Genomic DNA, 19,550 nt, shown 5'->3' with positions numbered 1-19,550 from the left:
CCGTCCTAAAAGCACGAGGCTTTTCGCATTAATTGAAAAACGTACGGTCAGACCGCCCCTTCGCCAAACAGCTTGAGCCCCACTACGCCGGCGATGATCATGCCGATACAGCCCATCCGGATCAGGCCGCCCGGTTCCTGCATAAACAGGATACCGACAACCGCCAGTGCCGACGCGCCGATCCCTGACCAGACCGCATAGGCCGTTCCCACAGGAATGGTGCGCATCGCCAGTGACAAAAGCCCCAGGCTGACCACAATCAATGCAGCCGTGATCAGCGAGGGCCACAGCCGTGTGAAACCGTCACTGTATTTGAGGCCGATCGCCCAGAGGCATTCCAGCACACCGGCGATCAGCAGATAGATCCAGCCCATGCATTACTCCGTTTCAGTTGGCCGGGTCAAAGCGCGACAGCCACTCGACGGCCAGATCGTGGTAGCGCCCCAGCCCCTTGTACTCGATCAGCTCCGGCGGCAGGGTCTTGAGTACCCGATGCATGCGCCGCGCCCAGTCCGGGTTGGTCACCAGGTCGTCAAAGCTGATCAAATAGGTACGAATGCTGAACATCAGCGCATTGCTGCGCGGCATGCGATCCAGCACCTGCAGCTCCACCCGCAGGTGCACCTTCTCGCCCACGTTATCGGCGGTCACGCTGGCTCGGTCGGTGCCCCAGTTCGGATAGGTTTCCGGCGAAGTATCCATGCGTGCGTTGACGGTCAACGTCCAGTTCAGGCGACGCACAGGGCGCCCGACTGGAATGGCCGTCAGGTATTTCAGGGCGCGCTCGAACACCCCCATTTCGTGGGCCAGCGGCACCGGGCCGTGCCACTCGGAAAAGCTCATGCCGGCATCAAAGGCGAGTGACCAGTCGGCCGGGCAGGTCACGATACCTGCATCCAGGAACAGGTCGCCATCACGCTGGTCCATGAGCGCAAAGTCACCCTGCACCTGTCGCCCCATGTACTCCATCGGCGGCAGCGGCAAGGTGCTGCTGTCACCAAAGGTGAAGGTATCGTGGATATTGAGCAGACGGTTTTCCCAGGTCCACTGATCGCCATCGACCTGCAGACTGAAATGTTCGGGGTAGTCCGCCGCCAGCGATGTCATGCATCGCTCGATCATATCCCAGCACGCGAGATCCATATGTGGCATGGCCAGACAGCGTTTGGGATTCTCTTCCAGCACGATGGCACGCTCAGCCATTTCTGACAGGTAGTGCTCATCAATATCCAGCAGATACTCAAACACCGATCCTTCCGGGCCCGGTGTCACATGCGGTTCGATATTGACCGAATAGCGGTATTCATCTTCCGGAAACGGGAACGGAAAACGTGCAACGGCACCGGGGCTGTTGCTGTAGGTGAAGTCATCGCGGAAGGTCTGTACGGGTTTGGGTGACATGCGCATGATGTCGCTCCTATAGATCCAAAGTCAGATGTTTGCCGGCAGCGCGGGATACACAGGGCATGATGCAGGCGCCCCCCGCCCTTTCATCGGTCGACAGGTACGCGTCACGGTGCTCGACCGTGCCATCAATGACACGCGTGACACACTGGCCACACACACCGCCACGACAGAGGTTGGGGACTGTGACCCCCTCGCGCTCCAGCGCTTCAAGCAGGCTTTCGTCCGGCCTGACATCAACCTCCTTGCCGCTTTTAGACAGACGGGCCTGAAATGGCTCGCCGGGCTGCGGCGCGGCAAAGGCCTCGTAATGGATCAGGCTTTCGGGCCAGCCCAGCGCCTTCGCGGTACTGCACACACCTTCAATCAGCGATTCCGGGCCACAGGTATAGACATGAGTTCCCGGCTCACGCCCGCTTAGCAATGCGCTGAGGTCACAGCGCACGCCGCTGTCCGAGTCATATCCCTTGAAGCGCGACCCCAGCCGTTGCTGTAATTCGTCACGGTAGGCACCGGTCTGGCTGCTGCGGTAGAGATAGTGCAACTCGTACTCGGCGCCCTGACGCTCCAGCTCGGTGATATAGGACATGAAAGGAGTGATGCCGACACCACCGGCAATCAACAGGTGACGACGAGCCAGGCTGAACGGGCTGAACAGGTTGGCAGGGGGCGTTATCCTGAGCAGATCGCCCACCCTGACCCGACTGTGCATGAACTCGGAGCCACCACGGGAGTGCTCCTGCAAACGCACCGCAATTCGGTAGCGGGCGCTGTCGCGTGGATCACTGCAGAGAGAATAGGCATTGCGGATTTCGCGGCCATCCCCCGGCATCACCACCTGAACATGACTGCCCGGTGAAAAGGCCGGCAGCGCACCGTCCACCGCTTCAAGCGTAAATTCTCGAATCAGCGGCGCAACGACTTCAATGGCGCTGACACGGACCGACAGGCTATCCAGACTCATTATTGCAGTACCTCCTGTTCGGGTTGCTCGTCAGGGTCTTCGGCGTTGATCTGCACCCCCACATACGCACCGTGTACGCGTGAGAAGTGATCACGCACCAGCAGCAGGCGACCACAGCCATCACAGGTACAGGGGCTGGTTTCAACCCCTTCCGTGACGGTGTAGCAATGGGTACAGAACAGACGGCGCGCCCTGTGCACCGGCGGGGCCAGCTGGATCTGCTCATCCACCAGCCCGGCTTTCAGTGCCTGATTTCGGATATCCCAGAGGAACATTTCGCTGCCACCCACATACAGACGTGTGGTAACGGGCACTTCAGCCAACAACTGCTGCACCCGCTCGGGCATCGCCTCGACCGTACAGGGATCAATATCACTGACAGCCTCGTCAGCGGCACCGATCAGCAGCAGCCTCGCCTGCTCGGGCGAGCACTGTGCGTATAGCGGCATCAACTGATCGAGAGCAGAAGGCTCACAGATAAATACCTGCAGCGGCGCCGAGTCCACCAGAACCGGCGGCTGATACTTGGGGCGACTTTTGATGGATGGATCGATCTGCATCGCTATTCCTCCGGGTATCCATTCAAACTCTGGCTATTCAGGCATCGCCTTCTAGACGCTGACCACAGAAAAAGCCGATTCCGACGTTGGGCGACTGGAAGGTGATGGTGCTGCCTTTCTCGAAATAGAGCACATCACCCACCTTGGCGTGGACCTGCTGGCCGGTTTCATCCGAAATCAGCATTTCACCCTGCACGATGATTTTCATTTCATCGTAGTGGTAGTGATATTCGAGAGGAGTGTCAGACTTCTCCATGCGGAAGAAGCCCGCCACAATGGTTTTTTCCGGGTCGGTGGACGCAATAACGTCATCCAGAAAGGCGTTGCTGCCCGGTTTGTTCATGCTTGGCAGTTCCAGCTTGATGGCCTGTTCAACAAACTTCATTGGCATGGGATCTACTCCTTTGGGGTTACCCAAAATTTATTAGTGGTATAATTTGTTTCCTATTAGGAATAGCAATTCTCTTGCCAAATCTTGAAAGTCATTTATAAACAACACGTTAACCAAAAACACTGGCTTGCCCGGGCTTCAAACAGCCCTCTATCAGGGCAGATTGCACAGCCCTGAGCCAAAGCGGAGCAGACTGCAGGACTTTTCGAGCGCAAAAAAAAGGCCCCGAAGGGCCTTTGACTCTGGAGGAGTTTGTTACCGGCCGGTGGCCGTTCCTTCCTTGAAGGTCGCCATACCCTGGTCCTGCGGCTCCATGCCTGCCTTGCCAGGACCACTGCTCAGGCCCATGGATGAGTGACCCGGTCCAAATTCCGGATAGGCCTGCATGCCGCATTCATGCACGTCCATGCCTTCCATCTCTTCTTCCTCGCTGACCCGCAGCCCCATGATTGCTTTGATCACCAGCAGAACCACCATGCTGGCGCAGAACATCCAGGCGAACGTGGCAACAGTACCGATCAGCTGCCCCATGAAGGTTGCATCCTCGTTGCTCAACATCACGGCAAAGATGCCCCAGATACCGGCCGAGCCATGCACCGAGATCGCACCTACGGGGTCATCCAGCTTGAGCTTGTCCAGCGCCAGTACTGAGCCCACAACCACCAGACCACCAACAGCACCGATCAAGCTGGCCAGACCTGCAGAAGGCTGGAGCGGCTCGGCGGTAATGGCAACCAAACCGGCCAGTGCACCGTTGATGGTCATGGTCAGGTCGGTCTTGCCGAACAGGAAGCGTGCAAAGAGAGCCGCTACAACCATACCGGCAGCAGCTGCCGCGTTGGTGTTAACGAAGATCTTGGCCACGGCGTTGGCTTCTTCCACATTGGCGATCTTCAGCTCGGAGCCGCCGTTGAAACCGAACCAGCCCATCCACAGGATGAACATGCCCAGTGTCGCCATCGGCAGGTTGGCACCCGGAATCGCACGCACTTCACCGTTCTTGCCATACTTGCCCTTGCGCGGCCCTACCAGAATGACGGCCGCCAGCGCTGCGGCGGCACCCGCCATGTGCACCACAACCGAGCCGGCAAAGTCCTGGAAGCCCAGCTGATCAAGGAAACCACCGCCCCACTTCCAGTAACCTTCAACCGGATAGATCACGGCAACCATGAACACCGCAAAAATCAGGAACGGCCACAGTTTCATACGCTCGGCAACCGCACCGGACACAATCGACATGGTCGCGGCCGCGAAGACAGCCTGGAAGATGAAGTCGGCCATACCTGAGTAGTAAGGCGCATCATCACCACCGGCAATCACGGACTCAGTGGTGTTGTCAGCCCCGAGCAGGAAGTCGATGCCCGGAATCACCGAGCTGATCGGGTTGGCGGGGTACATGACGTTGTAACCCACCGCGAGATAAACAATACAGGCCACGCCATACAGCAACGCGTTCTTGTTGAGAATTTCCACCGTATTCTTGGCACGCACCAGACCGGCTTCGAGCATGGCGAAACCGGCCGCCATCCACATCACCAGTGCGGTACACATCAAGAAATAGAAGGTGTCGAGGGCATAGCCCAGTTCCAGCACCATACTTTCCATTAGCACTCTCCTAACGTCTTTTGTTCGGTATCCGGTTACACCCTCAAGGGCATACCAGCCTTTACCAAAAGGATATTTAATTTCCTGATATGAATAAGCAAATGCCGGGCCATGTTTTTATCTTGTTGATTTAAAATAAAAAAACACTCATGCGCGGTATGCAGACAGAATAGTGAGAACCAAAATCGAGCAGCCTGTCATACAGACGTGCCATTGCAGTGCAAAAGCGTTTTCAAACCAGGGCAGGTATGTAAAATCAGAGGGGTATAAAACAGGAAAACCGCACATCAACGGTTATTGATGCACGGCTTTCGGGCAGGTCTCTGTTCAGTCAATCAGCGCTTTTCCATCGCCTCACAGGCTTCCAGCGTGTTCTGCAGCAGGCAGGCAATGGTCATCGGCCCCACGCCACCGGGTACCGGTGTGATGGCCGATGCCCTTTCGCGTGCCGTGTCGAATTCGACATCGCCCACCAGCCGACCATCGTCCAGCCGGTTGATACCCACATCGATCACCACGGCACCGGGCTTTATCCACTCACCCTTGATGAATTCGGGGATACCCACCCCGGCGATCACAATATCGGCATTGGCCAGCTCCGCCGGCAGATCTTGGGTTTTGGAGTGACAGACGGTCACGGTTGCCCGTGCCATCAGCAGCTCCAGTGCCACCGGGCGACCGACGATGTTGGACGCGCCGACAACCACGGCCTTCTTGCCCATCGGGTCGATGCCGTAGGCCGCCAGCAGACGCATGCAGCCGTATGGAGTACAGGGACGCAGGGTCGGTGCCTTTCCCGCCAGCCGCCCCAGGTTGTAGGGGTGAAAGCCATCCACATCCTTGCTGGGGTGGATGCGTTCGATCACCGCCTGAACCTCGATCTGATCCGGCAGCGGCAACTGCACCAGAATGCCGTGAATCTGATCATCCGCGTTCAGGGTATCGATCAGTTCGAGCAGCTGTTCCTGAGGCGTGTCCATCGGCAGGCTGTAATTGCGTGACACAAAGCCGACCTCTTCGCAGGCCTTGACCTTGCTGCGCACATACACCTGAGATGCCGGGTCCTGTCCGATCAGGACCACTGCCAGCCCCGGGCGTGACTTGCCAGCGGATACACGGGCGGCAACCTTGCCCGCGATCTCCATCCGCAGCCCTGCCGCTACGGCCTTGCCATCGATCAACTGAGTTTCCAAGAGTCTCTCCTGAGTTGGGGATTATCGGGAGGGGTGCTCTGCAACCGTGCATTCAGTTGCAGAGCTTCATTATTGACTGACGCCTCAGAATCCCTGGCCGGGGATCCAGCTGGTACCGGCCAGCGGTACCCGCGCCATGGCGGCAGACTCAACGGTCAAGGCTACCAGATCTTCCGGCTCCAGGTTGCGCAGGTCATTCTTGCCACAGGCTCGCGCCAGAGTCTGCGCTTCCAGTGTGAGCACGCGCAGGTAGTTGGCCAGACGACGCCCACCCTCAACCGGATCCAGACGCTGCATCAAATCCGGGTCCTGTGTGGAGATGCCCGCCGGGTCCTTGCCCTCCTGGTAATCATCATAGAAGCCAGCAGCGGAGCCGATCTTCTGGTAGTCGTCACTCCATTTCGGGTCGTTACAGCCCAGTGCCACCAGTGCGGCCGTGCCGATGGCAACGGCGTCGGCACCCAGCGCCATGCACTTGGCCACATCGGCCCCGTTACGGATACCACCGGAGACAATCAGCTGCACCTTGCGGTGCATGCCCATCTCCTGCAGTGCCTGTACCGCCTGAGGAATCGCCGCCAGGGTCGGGATGCCAACATGTTCGATGAACACATCCTGCGTGGCGGCCGTACCGCCCTGCATGCCGTCGACCACGATCACATCGGCACCGGCTTTCACCGCCAGCTTGACGTCATAGTAGGTACGAGTCGCGCCAACCTTGATGTAGATCGGCACCTGCCAGTCGGTGATTTCACGCAGCTCCTGAATCTTGATCGCCAGATCATCCGGGCCGGTCCAGTCCGGGTGACGGCAGGCCGAACGCTGATCGATACCCTTGGGCAGATTGCGCATCTGGGCAACGCGGTCGGTGATCTTCTGCCCCAGCAGCATGCCGCCGCCACCGGGTTTGGCACCCTGACCCAGCACCACTTCAATGGCATCGGCCTTGCGCAGGTCGTCCGGGTTCATGCCGTAGCGGGACGGCAGGTACTGATATACCAGTTTGCTGGACTGGCCACGCTCTTCCGGGGTCATGCCGCCATCGCCGGTGGTGGTTGAAGTGCCCACGATGGAGGCACCGCGCCCCAGCGCTTCCTTGGCGTTGGCCGACAGGGCACCGAAGCTCATGCCGGCGATGGTAACCGGGGTTTCGATCACGATCGGCTTCTTGGCGAAGCGGGTGCCCAGCGTTACCTGAGTGTTGCACTTCTCGCGGTACCCCTCCAGCGGGTAGCGTGACATCGACGCTCCGAGGAACAGCAGGTCATCAAAGTGCGGCAGCTTGCGCTTGGCACCGAAGCCACGGATGTCATAGATGCCGGTGTCCGCCGCGCGACGGATCTCGGCCATGGTGGTACGGTCAAAGGTCGCGGACTCACGCAGGCCCGGATTGACGTTGATATCGTTGCTCATAATCGATTCCTCTTGATTCAGACTACAGTCCGAAAAGCGTTGGCGAGGCAGGCAGAGCAAGGCAAAAATCGGCGAAATGAAGGAGTTTATACTCTATAAATGACCGATTTGAGCCGATTTTTAACGCCGCACTGCCAACGCAGGTAGCTTTTGATTAGTACGCAGAAGCGTTGTCCACCTTGAAGTTATACAGCTGACGGGCAGACCCGTAGCGCTTGAAGCTGGCCGGGTCTTCGTCCACTCCGGCACGGTTCAGCAGATCGGTCAGCTCCTCCAGGTGCTCCGGTCGCATCTCTTTCTCGACGCAATCGGCCCCGAGTGACTTGACCTCGCCCTTCACAAAAATGTGGACCTCATAGAGTGAGTCTCCGAGCGCCTCTCCGGCATTACCGCACACGACCAGAGCACCCGACTGCCCCATGAAGCAGCTCATGTGGCCAACATCACCCTTGACGACGATATCGACCCCTTTCATGGAGATGCCGCAACGTGCACCGGCGTTGCCCTCGATCACCAGCAACCCGCCCTGCGCGGTCGCACCCGCCGCCTGAGAGGCATCGCCTTTCACGCGGACGGTGCCGGACATCATGTTCTCGGCCACCCCCTGGCCGGCATTGCCATGAATCACCACATGGGCCTTTTTGTTCATACCGGCACAGAAGTAACCGGCATGGCCATGGATATCCACCGACAGGTTCTGATCGATGCCGCAGGCGATGTTGTGCTGCCCTTTCGGGTTGAGTACTTCAAATTCACGCTCAAGGCACTCCGGTGCCTGGTCATGCAGCGCCTGATTCAGTTCACGGATGCTGGATTCAGCCAGATCGATTGTTTTCATCTTCAATACTCCTCAAACAGGCGCTTAGCTGCGTTCCCAGACATAGAAAGTGGCCGGCTCCGGCTCCCAGACCTTTGCGTTTTCAATCCCCGGCAGAGTGGTCAGTGCCTGATACTCGGAGGCCATCGCCACGTAGTCATCGGTTTCGGCCAGCACGGCGGGCTTGCAGGCGATGGGATCACGCATGACCGCAAAGCCGTTGCGGGTGCCGATGGTAAAGGTGAAGAAGCCGTCCAGATCTTCCAGCGCATGCTCCAGCGCCTCTTTCAGGCTGTCACCCTGCTGCAGGCGCCAGGTCAGATACCCGGCGGCAACTTCAGAGTCGTTCTGGGTTTCAAATGTGATCCCTTCACGCTTGAGGTTTTCACGCAGGCGGTTGTGGTTGGACAGGGAGCCGTTATGCACCAGACACAGATCCATGCCGGTGGAAAACGGGTGACTGCCTTCCATGGTGACAGCCGACTCGGTCGCCATACGGGTATGGCCGATGATATGGCTGCCCTTCATGCCTTCCAGATTGAAGGTCTCGGCGATTTTCTCCGGCAGGCCCACTTCCTTCAGAATTTCGATCGACTGGCCAACGCTCAGGATCAACACATCCGGTGCCTCTTCGGACAGCCACTCTCGCAGAGTGGCCTCTTCGGCACGTACCTTGAACACCGCAACGCTGGCATTCTGGAACCAGCTCAGCTCCAGCTGCAGTTCGGTTTTCAGGCGGGTCGCCAGCGCTTCCCAGTCATAGTCCGCCTCCGGGTGGCGCAGCGTCAGCTTGACCCAGCCTTCGCCCACTTCATCACCGTAGATGGCAAAGCCTGCGCTGTCGGGACCGCGATCGGTCATCGCGATCAGCATAGGCTTGAACAGTTCGCCTATCCGGCTTTCCAGCTCAGGATTTTTCAGATAAAGCCCGACAATTCCACACATAATCACATTCCTCGTAACAAATCCGGATCAGAAAAATTCGGCGTAATGACTGACTTCCCAGTCTGATACATGACGGCTGTATTCAACCCACTCGGTCCGTTTCACCTTGAGGAACTCGGACACGATCTCCTGTCCCAGCGCGTCGGTGAAAACGGTGTCCGCTTCCAGCGCGTCCAGCGCCTCGTTCAGGTTCTGTGGCAGGATCTCGACGCCTTTCTCCTTGATCTGATCAAGCGTCAGGCTGTACAGGTTAAGGTTCATCGGCGCACCCGGGTCCAGTTCGCGCTCGATGCCATCCATGCCTGCGGCGATGATCGCCGCGGTAACCAGATAGGGGTTGCAGCCGGAGTCCGGCAGACGGAACTCAAGGCGGCCATAGGGAATACGCACCATGGCGGAGCGGTTGTTGTCGCCATAGCAGATGTAGGCCGGTGCCCAGGTGGCGCCGGAGGCGTTGCCGCCCACCACCAGACGCTTGTAGGAGTTCACCGTCGGTGCCGCGAAGGCGCAGAGTGCCGGTGCATGTGCCAGCAGACCTGCCGTAAAGTGATAGGCCATTTTGGACAGCCCCATGCCGTTCATATCGTCCGGATCATGGAACAGGTTGCGGCCATCCTTGTCGGTGATCGACAGATGGAAGTGCATGCCGTTACCGGTGCGCTCGGACGAAGGCTTGGGCATGAAGGAGCAAACCATGTCCAGCTCGTTGGCGATCTCACCGGCGGCCATGCGCACGAAGGTGAAGCGGTCAGCAGAGGTCAGCGCATCGCTGTAGGTGTAGTTGATCTCGAACTGGCCATTGGCGTCTTCGTGGTCGATCTGATACACATCGAAATCAACCTGCTGCAGCGACTCGACCAGCTTTTCCAGAAACTCGCGGGAGCGGGACAAACCCTTGTAGTCGTAGCAGGGCTTGTCCAGCACGTCACTGGCATCAACCGGATTGAGGGCACCCTTTTCGTCACGGGTGAACAGCGAAAACTCGGGCTCCACACCGGTATTCAGCGTCCAGCCCCTGTCGGCCAGACGTGCCAGCTGCTGTTTCAGCACCACACGGCTGCAGTAGGGGTGAGGCGCATTGCTCACATAACCGTCACAGGCAATGCGGGCATACCCCGGCTGCCAGGGCACGATGCTGAAGGTTTCCAGATCACCGCGGGCCATGAAGTCGGGGCCATGTGGCTCCATCCCCAGTCCCCAGACGGCAAACCCGGCAAAGCCGGCACCTTTTTCGACCACGTCCATGAGGCAGCTGGCCGGCACCGACTTGGTCTTGGCCACACCGTGAATATCAACAAACTGGGCCAGCACGTACTTGATGTTGTTCTGGCTGATAATGCGTTCGATCTCTGCGGGCATCATGATGCACCTCCTGTCGTTTTTCGGGTTGCGCTGAGGTCATCAAGGACCGCGCTGAATATTTCGCTGAGATAGTGTCGGTAACTCGGATCGGCACCGATCAGCAGGTTGCCGCTTTCAATTTCGTGGTAGAGCCAGCAACTGACACCGGCCACTGAGGTCATCAACCAGCTGCCGGGCTGAAGCTGGCGGAAATCGTACTGACACAGATGTGCCATGAACGTGATCCAGCGGCCCCCGGTCAGCTCGAACACGCAGTCGTAGCGGCGAAAGCACCACTCCCCCTGCGGGGCCGGCTGAGCGTCCGCAAGCATCGCCATGTACTCGTCACGCCCGGTTCGAGCCACCAGTGCACCGGGGCGCTCTTCGGCACTCAATACCGCCTCCGGTATCGGCAAGCCCGCCGCCGCCAGCGTTGCCTTGCTGTCAGGTCCGGTCAGCAGAAAGCTGCTCAGTTCACGCACACCGATCTGCAGCGTGTTCGGTTGTTGTGTGTTCATCAGGCCACCTCCGTCAGATCAACGGTCTGACGCGCACCTTCGGCGTCATAGAAGGGAGTTGCACAGGGCTCCAGGGATACCAGCGCGCCACTGTCGACCCGCACCTGGAAAGGCTTGTCGCTGGCGGCCAGCGGCAGATCCACCATCGCCAGACCGATATGCCGACCCAGTGCCGGGCTGTAGGCGATACTGGTGATGCGACCGGCGATGTCGCCGTTGTCGATCAGAAGATGACACTCTTTCGGCCGCTCACCGCTGTACCCCTTGGGCAGCATGAAGCCGCGCAGATGTCGGTTGCAGCGTTCTTTCAACAGCGCCAGCGAAGGCTTGCCGGTAAACCAGGGCTTGGTCTTGAGCGGCACCGCCCAGGGCATGTTGGCCTCGAACGGGTTTGTCAGGCCATCGGTGTCCTGACCAACAATGATGTGACCCTTTTCCAGTCGCAGCACACGCTGCGCCTCGACGCCGAAGGGGCGGATGCCATACTCGGCACCTTTCTCCATCAGGGTCTTCCACAGCGACTCGGCGGCATCCACCGGCAGATGAATCTCGTAGCCCAGCTCACCCACAAAGCCGACGCGAATCAGACGTACCGGCACACCACAGAGGGTGCCCTCCTGCAGCCCCAAATAGGGAAAGTTCTCTTCGCTCAGGTCGATATCGGTCAGCGGGGCCAGCAGTGTGCGCGCATGAGGTCCGGCCAGGTTCATCGCGGCTAGCGTGCCGGTGCGGTTGACCAGACGTACATCCAGCCCCCATTCGACGATATGGCGCGACAACGTACGGAAGGTGGCATCGGCATGACTGGTGGTGGCAGTGACGTAGAAGCGATCCTCGGCGATGCGTCCCACAATGCCGTCATCCACGATGACGCCGCTGTCATCCACCATCAGGGCATAACGGGTCATGCCCAGTTTGATGTTGGACATGCGCATGGTGTAGGTGCCATCCAGCAGCTTGCCGGCATCCGGCCCCATCACCTCGATCTTGCCCAGAGTGGACACGTCGATCAGGCCCAGCGCCGTGCGCACGGCCTGCACTTCGCGCAGAATGGCCTGTTCACGCACTGAAGGGTTGCCAGCGCCTGCGGCGTCAGAAGCACCAGCTTCTGAAGTAGGTAGATAGAACTCAGGCCGCATCCAAACACCCGCTTCCATCATCTGAGCGCCATGGTCCAAATGCCACTGGTGCAGCGCCGTCAGGCGCTCCGGACGGAAGCGACGACCGGCAAGTGCCTGTACCGGCACCGGGTGGAACATGGGACGGGCCGTGGTCGAGCCGGTCTGGTCGATGCTGCGACCGGTCACGGCGGCCAGCACACGAATGCCGTTCATGTTGGCGTGCTTGCCCTGACTCGGCCCCATGCCAACGGTGGAGAAGCGCTTCATCAGCTCGATGTTGTCGAAGCCTTCCTTCGCCGCGTTGATCAGGTCCTTCAGCTGCAGGTCTTCATCGAAATCGACAAAGTTCTTGCCCTTGGGGTGTTCAACAATCGGCCAGGGATGGGAGTGCGCCTCGCTGTCACGGTGGGCCGCCAGTGCAGCCGGCACCGCCTTGCCCTGCAGAAAGGCGGCGGCCTCTGTACCGGCACGCTCACCATCCGCCAGGCGCTGCTGCAGCGTGAACGCACCATTCAGGCGGCCGCAGGCAAAGATCCCGTTCGGCAGCTCCTGTGGCAGGAGCTGCTCCAGGGTCGAATCGTAGGCCAGGCGTCCGCCGGCCTGATACAGCAACTGTGCCGCTGGGGCCCAGCCCACACTCATCAGCAGCAGGTCCACATCAAATTCACGGGCATGTGAACCGTCACAGGCCTTGCCATCAAAAGGCGCCACCACGACACGCTTGAGCTGTCCCTTGCCCTGCGCTTCGTAAACCGCGTGGCGTTCCAGTACCGGTACTTGCAGGGCTTTCAGTTCCTCAGCCCAGGCACCACGGTCGACCAGCTTGCCCATGTCGATCACGGCCGATACGGTGATGCCAGCATTGACCAGATCCAGCGCCGCGCGATAGCCCTCATTGTTGGCCGTCAGTACCACCGCACGCTGACCGGGTTTGACGGCATAGCGTGCGATCAGTCGCTGAGCACCTGACGCCATCATCACACCCGGCAAGTCGTTATTGCGGAAAACCGCCGGCTGTTCCATGACGCCGGTCGCGTTCACGACGGCACGAGCACGCATCTTGATGATGCCGTCAGGACCTGACAGGGGCACGTAGTGATCGGTGTACCAGCCGCAGGCAAGATGACCGGGCAGCACGCGAATGTTGGCATGCGCCTGCACCGCCTGCTTGAGTCGCTGACGTACCGGGGCGGCTTCTGCATCATGGACCAGCTGATAGTCCAGGCTGCCGCCGATCTGCGGATTTTCGTCAGCCAACACCACATCCAGCCCCTGCTCGGCGGCGGTCAGAGCCGCCTGCATGCCGGATGCACCCGCGCCAATGACCAGCAAGTCGCAGAAACCGTAGGTCTTGGTCTTGCGGCGTACTCCCCAGCCGGTATCGATACGTCCCAAACCCGCCTTTTCGCGGATCAGCCGCTCCCACATGGGGAAAAGCTTCTTCGGCTTGTGGAACGCCTTGTAGTAGAAACCCACGGGCAAAAAGCGGGACAGCTTTTCGATGATCTGATCCCGGTCTTTTTCGAGACTGCCATTGACGTTGCAGGCGCTGAGTACCATGCCCGCTTCCAGCGCGGTCACATCACCCCGGATGTTGGGCTCTTCACTGCTCTGGAACAGCGCGTTGACGTCATGGTTGGCCAGCGTGACGGCACCGCGTGGACGGTGATACTTGAAGCTGCGTCCCAGCAGCGTCTGGCCGGCCGCGAGCAGGGCCGAGGTAATGCTGTCACCGCGGTAGCCGGTGTAATGGCGACCTTCAAATTCGAAACCGCAGGATTCCGAGCGGTCGATCCACTCCAGCGGTTGCTGATCAAGCCGGGATGTCATAGCGCACCTCCTCCAGATCGATAAATCGAAGCACTTCGTCTTTCACGGTATCGCGCTCCATCACGTACCAGCGCCCGGTCGGACGGTGATACCACCACTCACGCAGCAGGCCCGGTGCACCATTGCGGTTGAATACATACTCGGCCCAGGTGGTTTCATCAGCGTCCATCGGCGGTTTGCGCACCTCACCGAGATAATCAAATTCGCTGATCGGTCGACGGCCTATTACGGGACAATCAAATACTTTCATCGCCCTCTCCTCAGTGCCCGACCGATGCTGCACCCTTCTCGCCGACCAGATCGAAGTCGGCAAAGCGGGACAGTCGGAAGGGTTCAATCAGTTCATGGTTGCGGTCATTGGCCAGCGTCCAGGCCATGGTTTTGCCGCTGACGGGTGTGGCCTTGAAGCCCCAGGTACCCCAGCCGGCATCAAGGTAAAAACCTTCAATCGGGGTCTTGCCCATGATCGGGGCGAAATCGGGGGTGATGTCACTCATCCCGGCCCACTGGCGCATCACTTTCATGCGGCTCATGAACGGGAACAGGTCGATCATCTTGTCGGTCAGCCCCTCAACGAAATCAAAGCTGGAGCGGGTGGAGTGCAACACCGATGGATCAACCGAAGCCCCCATCACCATCTCGCCACGCGAGGACTGGCTGACATAGACATGCAGGCTGCCGGAGACCACGATGGTGTCCATGAACGGCTTGACCGGTTCGGACACACAGGCCTGCAGCGGGTAGATCTCGATCGGGGTCTGCAACCCCAGCATGGAGGTAATGCGCGGGGTGGAACCGGCCACCATGGACACCACCCTGTTGCAGCTGATGACACCGCGATCGGTCTCGACACCGGTCACCCTGTCGCCCTGGGTACGAATGGCGGTGACACGGGTTTTCTGATGAATCTCCACACCGCGGTTGTAAGCGCCACGGGCGTAGCCCCAGGCAACGGCATCATGACGCGCAACCGCACCGGGCGCATGATAGAGCGCGCCCATCACCGGGTTGTGGCCGGCACAGTCGAGGTCCATGTAGGGCACTTCTTTGGCGATGAAATCGCGATCCACCACTTCGGAATCGATGCCGTGATGCTTGTTCACCTCGGCACGCCAGCGCATGGTGCGCAGGGCACTGTCGGTATGCGCCAGCGTGAAGTGACCTCGAGTGGAATAGAAGATGTTGAGGTCAAAGTCGTCAGACAGGTCTTCGAACAGCTTCAGACTGGTGTCGTAAAACTTCACCCCTTCAGGCGTGAGGTAGTTGGAACGTACGATGGTGGTGTTGCGGCCGGTATTGCCGCCACCGATGTACCCCTGTTCCAGCACCGCCACATCCGTGATGCCGTGCTCCTTGGCGAGGTAGTACGCACAGGCCATGCCGTGACCACCACCACCGATGATCACCACGTCATAATGTGATTTCAGTGGCCGGGTTTCCGGAAAGAACCGGGGCTCATTGTGAGACGACGTGAGGCCATGTTTAAGCAGGCGCCAGGGCATAATATTCTCCTAGGCAAAGACAACGGTTTTATTGCCGTGTACCAGTACACGGTCTTCGATGTGGTAGCGCAGGCCTCGTGCCAGCACCGCCTTCTCCACGTCCTTGCCCAGCCGGACCATATCCGCGGTGGTGTTGTGGTGGGTTACGCGATGCACGTCCTGTTCAATGATCGGTCCGGCATCAAGCTCCGAAGTGACGTAGTGACAGGTGGCACCGATCTGCTTCACGCCGCGTTCGGCGGCCTGATGGTATGGACGTGCACCAATGAAGGAGGGCAGGAAGCTGTGGTGGATATTGATGATCCGACCCGGATACAGCTCACACAGCTCTTCGGGAATGATCTGCATGTATTTGGCCAGCACAATGGCATCGGCTTCCGCTGCCGCGATCTGTTCACGCACGGCGCGGAAATGCGGTTCCTTGTTGCTCATGTCGACCGGGACGTGTACATAGGGAATACCGTGCCACTCAACGTAGGAGCGCAGGTCATCATGGTTGGAGATGACACAGGGAATATCGATGTTCATCTCGCCCGAGCGCCAGCGGTACAGCAGATCCGACAGAGCATGCGCTTCCTTTGATACCATCAGGACCACGCGCTTGCGCTGGGACGAGTCAGTGATCTGCCAGTGCATGCCGAATGCCTCGGCCAGCGGAGCGAATTTGGCTTTCAGCTCTTCCAGCTCAAACGGGAGCGAGTCGGCCAGCACTTCATAACGCATGAAGAACTGGCAGTTCTCGGTATCGGCGAACTGATGCGCTTCACTGATCCAGCCATTGTGAGAGGCGAAGAACTGGGTAACGGCTGCTACAATCCCGACCCGATCAGGGCAGGAGACGGTCAGACGGAATTTGCGTGCATGTTGGGTTTCGATTGCCATGACCTTGTTCCAGATTTCTTTAAAGGAAAGTTTATTTCCTTAAGGTAAAAGCAATCTCTTTGCCAACTTTGCTTTTCCGGCTAAAAAATTGGGTATGGCAAGGCTAAGGCATTGTTTTGGCTTATTTTGTGAAAATAAATATACTGTCAGGAATATTAAGCTGTTCAAGCCTCACTCATGGTTGCATCCAAAAAAACGCACCATTGGTGAACAGAACGCACAAGAAAGGAGCATGACGCCCATGAGCGATGCCGATAATCCGAAACTGAAGCTTGAGCAGTACATCGCCATGCGCGTGAAAAGCAAACGTACCGAGCAGAGCCTGAAGATCACCGATGTTGCCCGCATCGCAGGGCTTAGTCAGGGTATGGTGAGCAAGATCGAAAACGCGCAGGTATCCACCAGCCTGGATACGCTGAGCCGATTGTGTGATGCCATTGGACTGCCGATTTCACAGCTGTTTACCGACTATGACCGCCCCGAGGGCACGGCACAGCTGACCAAGGCAGGTGAAGGGATGGAGGTGGTGCGCCGCGGGACGGAGAAAGGCCATACCTACCAGCTGCTCAGCTACCACCGCGGCAAGAAGAAAAGTTACGAGCCGTTTCTGATTACCATGGATGATGCCAGCGAGGTGTTCCCGACCTTTTCTCACCCCGGTCAAGAGTTCATCTACCTGCTGCAGGGACAGATCCGCTACCGGCACGGCAACCACCTGTATGACATGGGGCCCGGGGATGCCCTCTCATTCGATGCGGAGATTCCCCACGGGCCTGAAGAGTTGCTGGAGGTTCCGATCCAGCTGTTGTCGATCATTCATTATGATGACCAGTAAAGGTGAACCTGCCGTTTATCGGGTCATACCTTGCCGTTTCCCTGCGCCGGCTTGATATTCAGGTTATTGAACAGATCAACCGGCAAGGGGAACACAATGGTATGGCTGTGCTGGCCCGCGATCTCGGTGAGCGTTTGCATATAGCGCAACTGGATCGCCTGCGGCTGCTGCGACAGTGTCTGTGCCGCCTTCAGCAACTGTTCCGATGCTTCCTGCTCACCCAGCGCATGGATCACCTTGGCACGGCGTGAGCGTTCCGCTTCCGCCTGACGGGCAATCGCACGGATCATGCTCTCATCCAGATCCACATGCTTGATCTCCACATTGGCCACCTTGATCCCCCAGGCATCGGTTTGCTTGTCGAGAATCTCCTGAATATCGCTGTTGAGCTGATCGCGCTCCGACAGCATCTCATCCAGCTCGTGCTGGCCCAGTACCGAGCGCAGCGTGGTCTGCGACAGTTGGCTGGTGGCTTCAAGGTAGTTTTCCACATGGATCACGGCCCGCTCGGGATCGACCACGCGGAAATAGATGACGGCGTTGACCTGCACCGACACGTTGTCACGTGAAATGACATCCTGGGTCGGTACATCCATCACCAGCGTACGCAGATCAATACGCACCATCTGCTGAATCAGCGGCACAAGGATGATCAGGCCCGGCCCCTTTACCCGATAGAAACGTCCCAGCAGGAAGACTACGCCGCGCTCATATTCGCGCAGCACACGAAACATGGACATCAGCAACAGTATCACCACCACACTGATCGTGGTGATGAAGTACGGAAAGCCCGTCATCATCTTACACCTCCACCTTTTCAACACTCAGGTGTATACCTTCATGCCCTATGACCCTTACCCGATCTCCCGGATTCAGAGTGTCAGAGCAGTACACCTGCCAGTATTCACCTTCAAACAGCACCAGCGGCTGACCGTGGTGCACGCGACTTACCCGTAGAAACTGTCCCTGGGCCGCATCCAGCCCGGCCACTCGCGGCTGGCTTCGTGCCCTCAGCGCCATGCCCAGAACGGCAAATACCATCAACCCCGTACTGAGCGACAGTCCGATAACGACCGGCAGCGCAACCCGATAGGCAGGCAGTTCGGTATCCATCAGCATGATCGAGCCAAACGCAAACGCCACTACGCCACCAATACCGAGAATGCCAAAACTGGGGGCAAAGGCTTCTGCCACCATCAGCCCGATGCCCAGCAACATCAGCCCAAGCCCCACATAGCTGACCGGCAGAATCTGGAAGGCGTACAGTGCCACCATCAGGCAGATCGCACCCAGTACACCGGGCACGCCCATGCCGGGATTGGAAAACTCGAATATCAGTCCGTACAGGCCGATCAGCATCAACAGGTAGGCCACATTGGGATTGGTGATCACCGCCAGAAACTGGCTGCGCCAGTCAGGCAAATGCTCGACACGCGGCAAACCCGCCAGCTCCAGCTGCGTCGTGCGACCGTCCACCACGACCTCCCGCCCCTCTGCCTGACGCAGCAGGTCTTCCAGATCGGTGGCGATCAGGTCGATCACCCCCTGCTCCAGTGCTTCGGAAGCACTGAGGCTGCTACCCTTGCGTACGGCCTGTTCGGCCCAGTCCGCGTTGCGGCCGCGCAGCTCGGCGAGGCTGCGGATATAGGCCACGGCATCATGGGTAGCCTTGCGCTCCATGGCGCTGGCACCCCGCATCTGATCCGCGGGGGCAGACTCATCAGCAGGCTTAGACGAGTCCGGTTCGGTCGAGGGCAACCCTCCGATTGACACCGGTGTTGCCGCACCCAGATTGGTGGCAGGGGACATGGCGGCCAGATGGCAGCTGTAAAGCAGATAGGTACCGGCACTGGCCGCACGGGCACCGCCGGGGGTGACATGACAGAGCACCGGCACGGGAGAGGCCAGAACGGCCGCAATCATCTCCCGCATCGACAGGTCCAGCCCGCCAGGCGTATTGATGCGCAGCACTACGGCTGCCGTGGGCGTTTGCGCCGCCTGTTCAAGGCCGCGTACCAGATAGTCCGCCGTCGCGGGTCCCACCGCACCGTCGAGACTCATCACCCGGATTTCGGTGCGGGCATCTGTGGTGTCTGCACCCGCCACCGGCCCTGGCAGCAGCCCGAGCAGAAGCAGCAGACAGAAGATCGATCGAAGCAGAAACATGGTGCTCTCCCGATTGCTGCTCTCAGTATAGAAGACAACAGCGGGATCACCGGTTTAATGCTT

Annotated in this window: 19 protein-coding genes; 1 reads left to right on the top strand and 18 read right to left on the bottom strand. The window is 58.9% G+C overall.

What is annotated here, in order from left to right:
• Nucleotides 1-47: 47 nt before the first annotated feature.
• The 16 genes from ABIE60_RS05945 to purU all read right to left on the bottom strand — a co-directional run bounded on the left by ABIE60_RS05945 (nucleotide 48) and on the right by purU (nucleotide 16,486).
• Nucleotides 48-374 carry a DMT family transporter gene (locus ABIE60_RS05945; RefSeq protein WP_354468519.1) on the bottom strand — a complete coding sequence of 109 codons (327 nt, stop codon included), beginning with the start codon at nucleotides 372-374 and terminating at the stop codon, nucleotides 48-50.
• 13 nt (nucleotides 375-387) lie between these two features.
• Complete coding sequence (locus ABIE60_RS05940) at nucleotides 388-1,407, bottom strand: heme-dependent oxidative N-demethylase family protein (RefSeq protein WP_354468517.1); 1,020 nt, start codon at nucleotides 1,405-1,407, stop codon at nucleotides 388-390.
• A 10-nt stretch (nucleotides 1,408-1,417) separates the two neighbouring features.
• A complete protein-coding gene (locus tag ABIE60_RS05935; RefSeq protein WP_354468515.1) occupies nucleotides 1,418-2,368 on the bottom strand; it encodes a PDR/VanB family oxidoreductase in 951 nt (316 codons plus the stop codon).
• Complete coding sequence (locus ABIE60_RS05930) at nucleotides 2,368-2,928, bottom strand: dimethylamine monooxygenase subunit DmmA family protein (RefSeq protein WP_354468513.1); 561 nt, start codon at nucleotides 2,926-2,928, stop codon at nucleotides 2,368-2,370. The genes ABIE60_RS05935 and ABIE60_RS05930 overlap by 1 nt, the downstream gene beginning before the upstream one ends.
• Before the next feature lie 37 nt (nucleotides 2,929-2,965).
• Nucleotides 2,966-3,319 (bottom strand): cupin domain-containing protein, encoded by a 354-nt coding sequence (locus ABIE60_RS05925; RefSeq protein ID WP_354468511.1) that lies wholly within the window; start codon nucleotides 3,317-3,319, stop codon nucleotides 2,966-2,968.
• Between the two features lie 255 nt (nucleotides 3,320-3,574).
• On the bottom strand, nucleotides 3,575-4,924 hold the full coding sequence (locus ABIE60_RS05920; protein WP_354468510.1) for an ammonium transporter AmtB: 1,350 nt from the start codon (nucleotides 4,922-4,924) through the stop codon (nucleotides 3,575-3,577).
• 335 nt (nucleotides 4,925-5,259) lie between these two features.
• On the bottom strand, nucleotides 5,260-6,117 hold the full coding sequence (gene folD / locus ABIE60_RS05915) for a bifunctional methylenetetrahydrofolate dehydrogenase/methenyltetrahydrofolate cyclohydrolase FolD (RefSeq protein ID WP_354468508.1): 858 nt from the start codon (nucleotides 6,115-6,117) through the stop codon (nucleotides 5,260-5,262).
• Nucleotides 6,118-6,201: 84 nt separating this feature from the next.
• Nucleotides 6,202-7,530, bottom strand: a complete 1,329-nt coding sequence (locus tag ABIE60_RS05910) for an FMN-binding glutamate synthase family protein (RefSeq protein WP_354468507.1) — start codon at nucleotides 7,528-7,530, stop codon at nucleotides 6,202-6,204.
• Between the two features lie 154 nt (nucleotides 7,531-7,684).
• A complete protein-coding gene (locus ABIE60_RS05905; protein WP_354468505.1) occupies nucleotides 7,685-8,368 on the bottom strand; it encodes a GltB/FmdC/FwdC-like GXGXG domain-containing protein in 684 nt (227 codons plus the stop codon).
• 24 nt (nucleotides 8,369-8,392) lie between these two features.
• Nucleotides 8,393-9,292: a class II glutamine amidotransferase gene (locus ABIE60_RS05900; RefSeq protein ID WP_354468503.1), complete on the bottom strand. Its 900-nt coding sequence runs from the start codon at nucleotides 9,290-9,292 to the stop codon at nucleotides 8,393-8,395.
• A 27-nt stretch (nucleotides 9,293-9,319) separates the two neighbouring features.
• Complete coding sequence (gene glnT, locus ABIE60_RS05895) at nucleotides 9,320-10,654, bottom strand: type III glutamate--ammonia ligase (RefSeq protein WP_354468501.1); 1,335 nt, start codon at nucleotides 10,652-10,654, stop codon at nucleotides 9,320-9,322.
• Nucleotides 10,651-11,151, bottom strand: a complete 501-nt coding sequence (locus ABIE60_RS05890; protein WP_354468499.1) for a hypothetical protein — start codon at nucleotides 11,149-11,151, stop codon at nucleotides 10,651-10,653. Before ABIE60_RS05890 ends, glnT begins: the two co-directional genes overlap by 4 nt.
• Complete coding sequence (locus ABIE60_RS05885; RefSeq protein WP_354468497.1) at nucleotides 11,151-14,102, bottom strand: 2Fe-2S iron-sulfur cluster-binding protein; 2,952 nt, start codon at nucleotides 14,100-14,102, stop codon at nucleotides 11,151-11,153. The genes ABIE60_RS05890 and ABIE60_RS05885 overlap by 1 nt, the downstream gene beginning before the upstream one ends.
• Nucleotides 14,086-14,352 (bottom strand): sarcosine oxidase subunit delta, encoded by a 267-nt coding sequence (locus ABIE60_RS05880; protein WP_354468495.1) that lies wholly within the window; start codon nucleotides 14,350-14,352, stop codon nucleotides 14,086-14,088. The genes ABIE60_RS05885 and ABIE60_RS05880 overlap by 17 nt, the downstream gene beginning before the upstream one ends.
• A gap of 10 nt (nucleotides 14,353-14,362) precedes the next feature.
• Entirely contained in the window at nucleotides 14,363-15,604 is a 1,242-nt protein-coding gene (locus ABIE60_RS05875) for an FAD-dependent oxidoreductase (protein ID WP_354468494.1), read from the bottom strand.
• 9 nt (nucleotides 15,605-15,613) lie between these two features.
• Nucleotides 15,614-16,486: a formyltetrahydrofolate deformylase gene (gene purU, locus ABIE60_RS05870; protein ID WP_354468492.1), complete on the bottom strand. Its 873-nt coding sequence runs from the start codon at nucleotides 16,484-16,486 to the stop codon at nucleotides 15,614-15,616.
• A 241-nt stretch (nucleotides 16,487-16,727) separates the two neighbouring features.
• Between purU and ABIE60_RS05865 the strand changes: the two genes are divergently transcribed.
• Nucleotides 16,728-17,321 carry a helix-turn-helix domain-containing protein gene (locus tag ABIE60_RS05865; protein WP_354411064.1) on the top strand — a complete coding sequence of 198 codons (594 nt, stop codon included), beginning with the start codon at nucleotides 16,728-16,730 and terminating at the stop codon, nucleotides 17,319-17,321.
• Nucleotides 17,322-17,344: 23 nt separating this feature from the next.
• On the opposite strand, the gene ABIE60_RS05860 is transcribed toward ABIE60_RS05865, so the two are convergent.
• Nucleotides 17,345-18,118, bottom strand: coding sequence for a slipin family protein (locus ABIE60_RS05860; RefSeq protein ID WP_354468644.1), 774 nt, complete (start codon nucleotides 18,116-18,118; stop codon nucleotides 17,345-17,347).
• Between the two features lie 4 nt (nucleotides 18,119-18,122).
• On the bottom strand, nucleotides 18,123-19,487 hold the full coding sequence (locus tag ABIE60_RS05855; protein ID WP_354468491.1) for an NfeD family protein: 1,365 nt from the start codon (nucleotides 19,485-19,487) through the stop codon (nucleotides 18,123-18,125).
• Between the last annotated feature and the right edge of the window lie 63 nt (nucleotides 19,488-19,550).

This window comes from Marinobacterium sp. MBR-109 (genome assembly GCF_040547565.1).
In the GTDB taxonomy this organism is placed as follows: domain Bacteria; phylum Pseudomonadota; class Gammaproteobacteria; order Pseudomonadales; family Balneatricaceae; genus Marinobacterium.
This window is presented reverse-complemented; position numbering and strand designations above follow the sequence as displayed.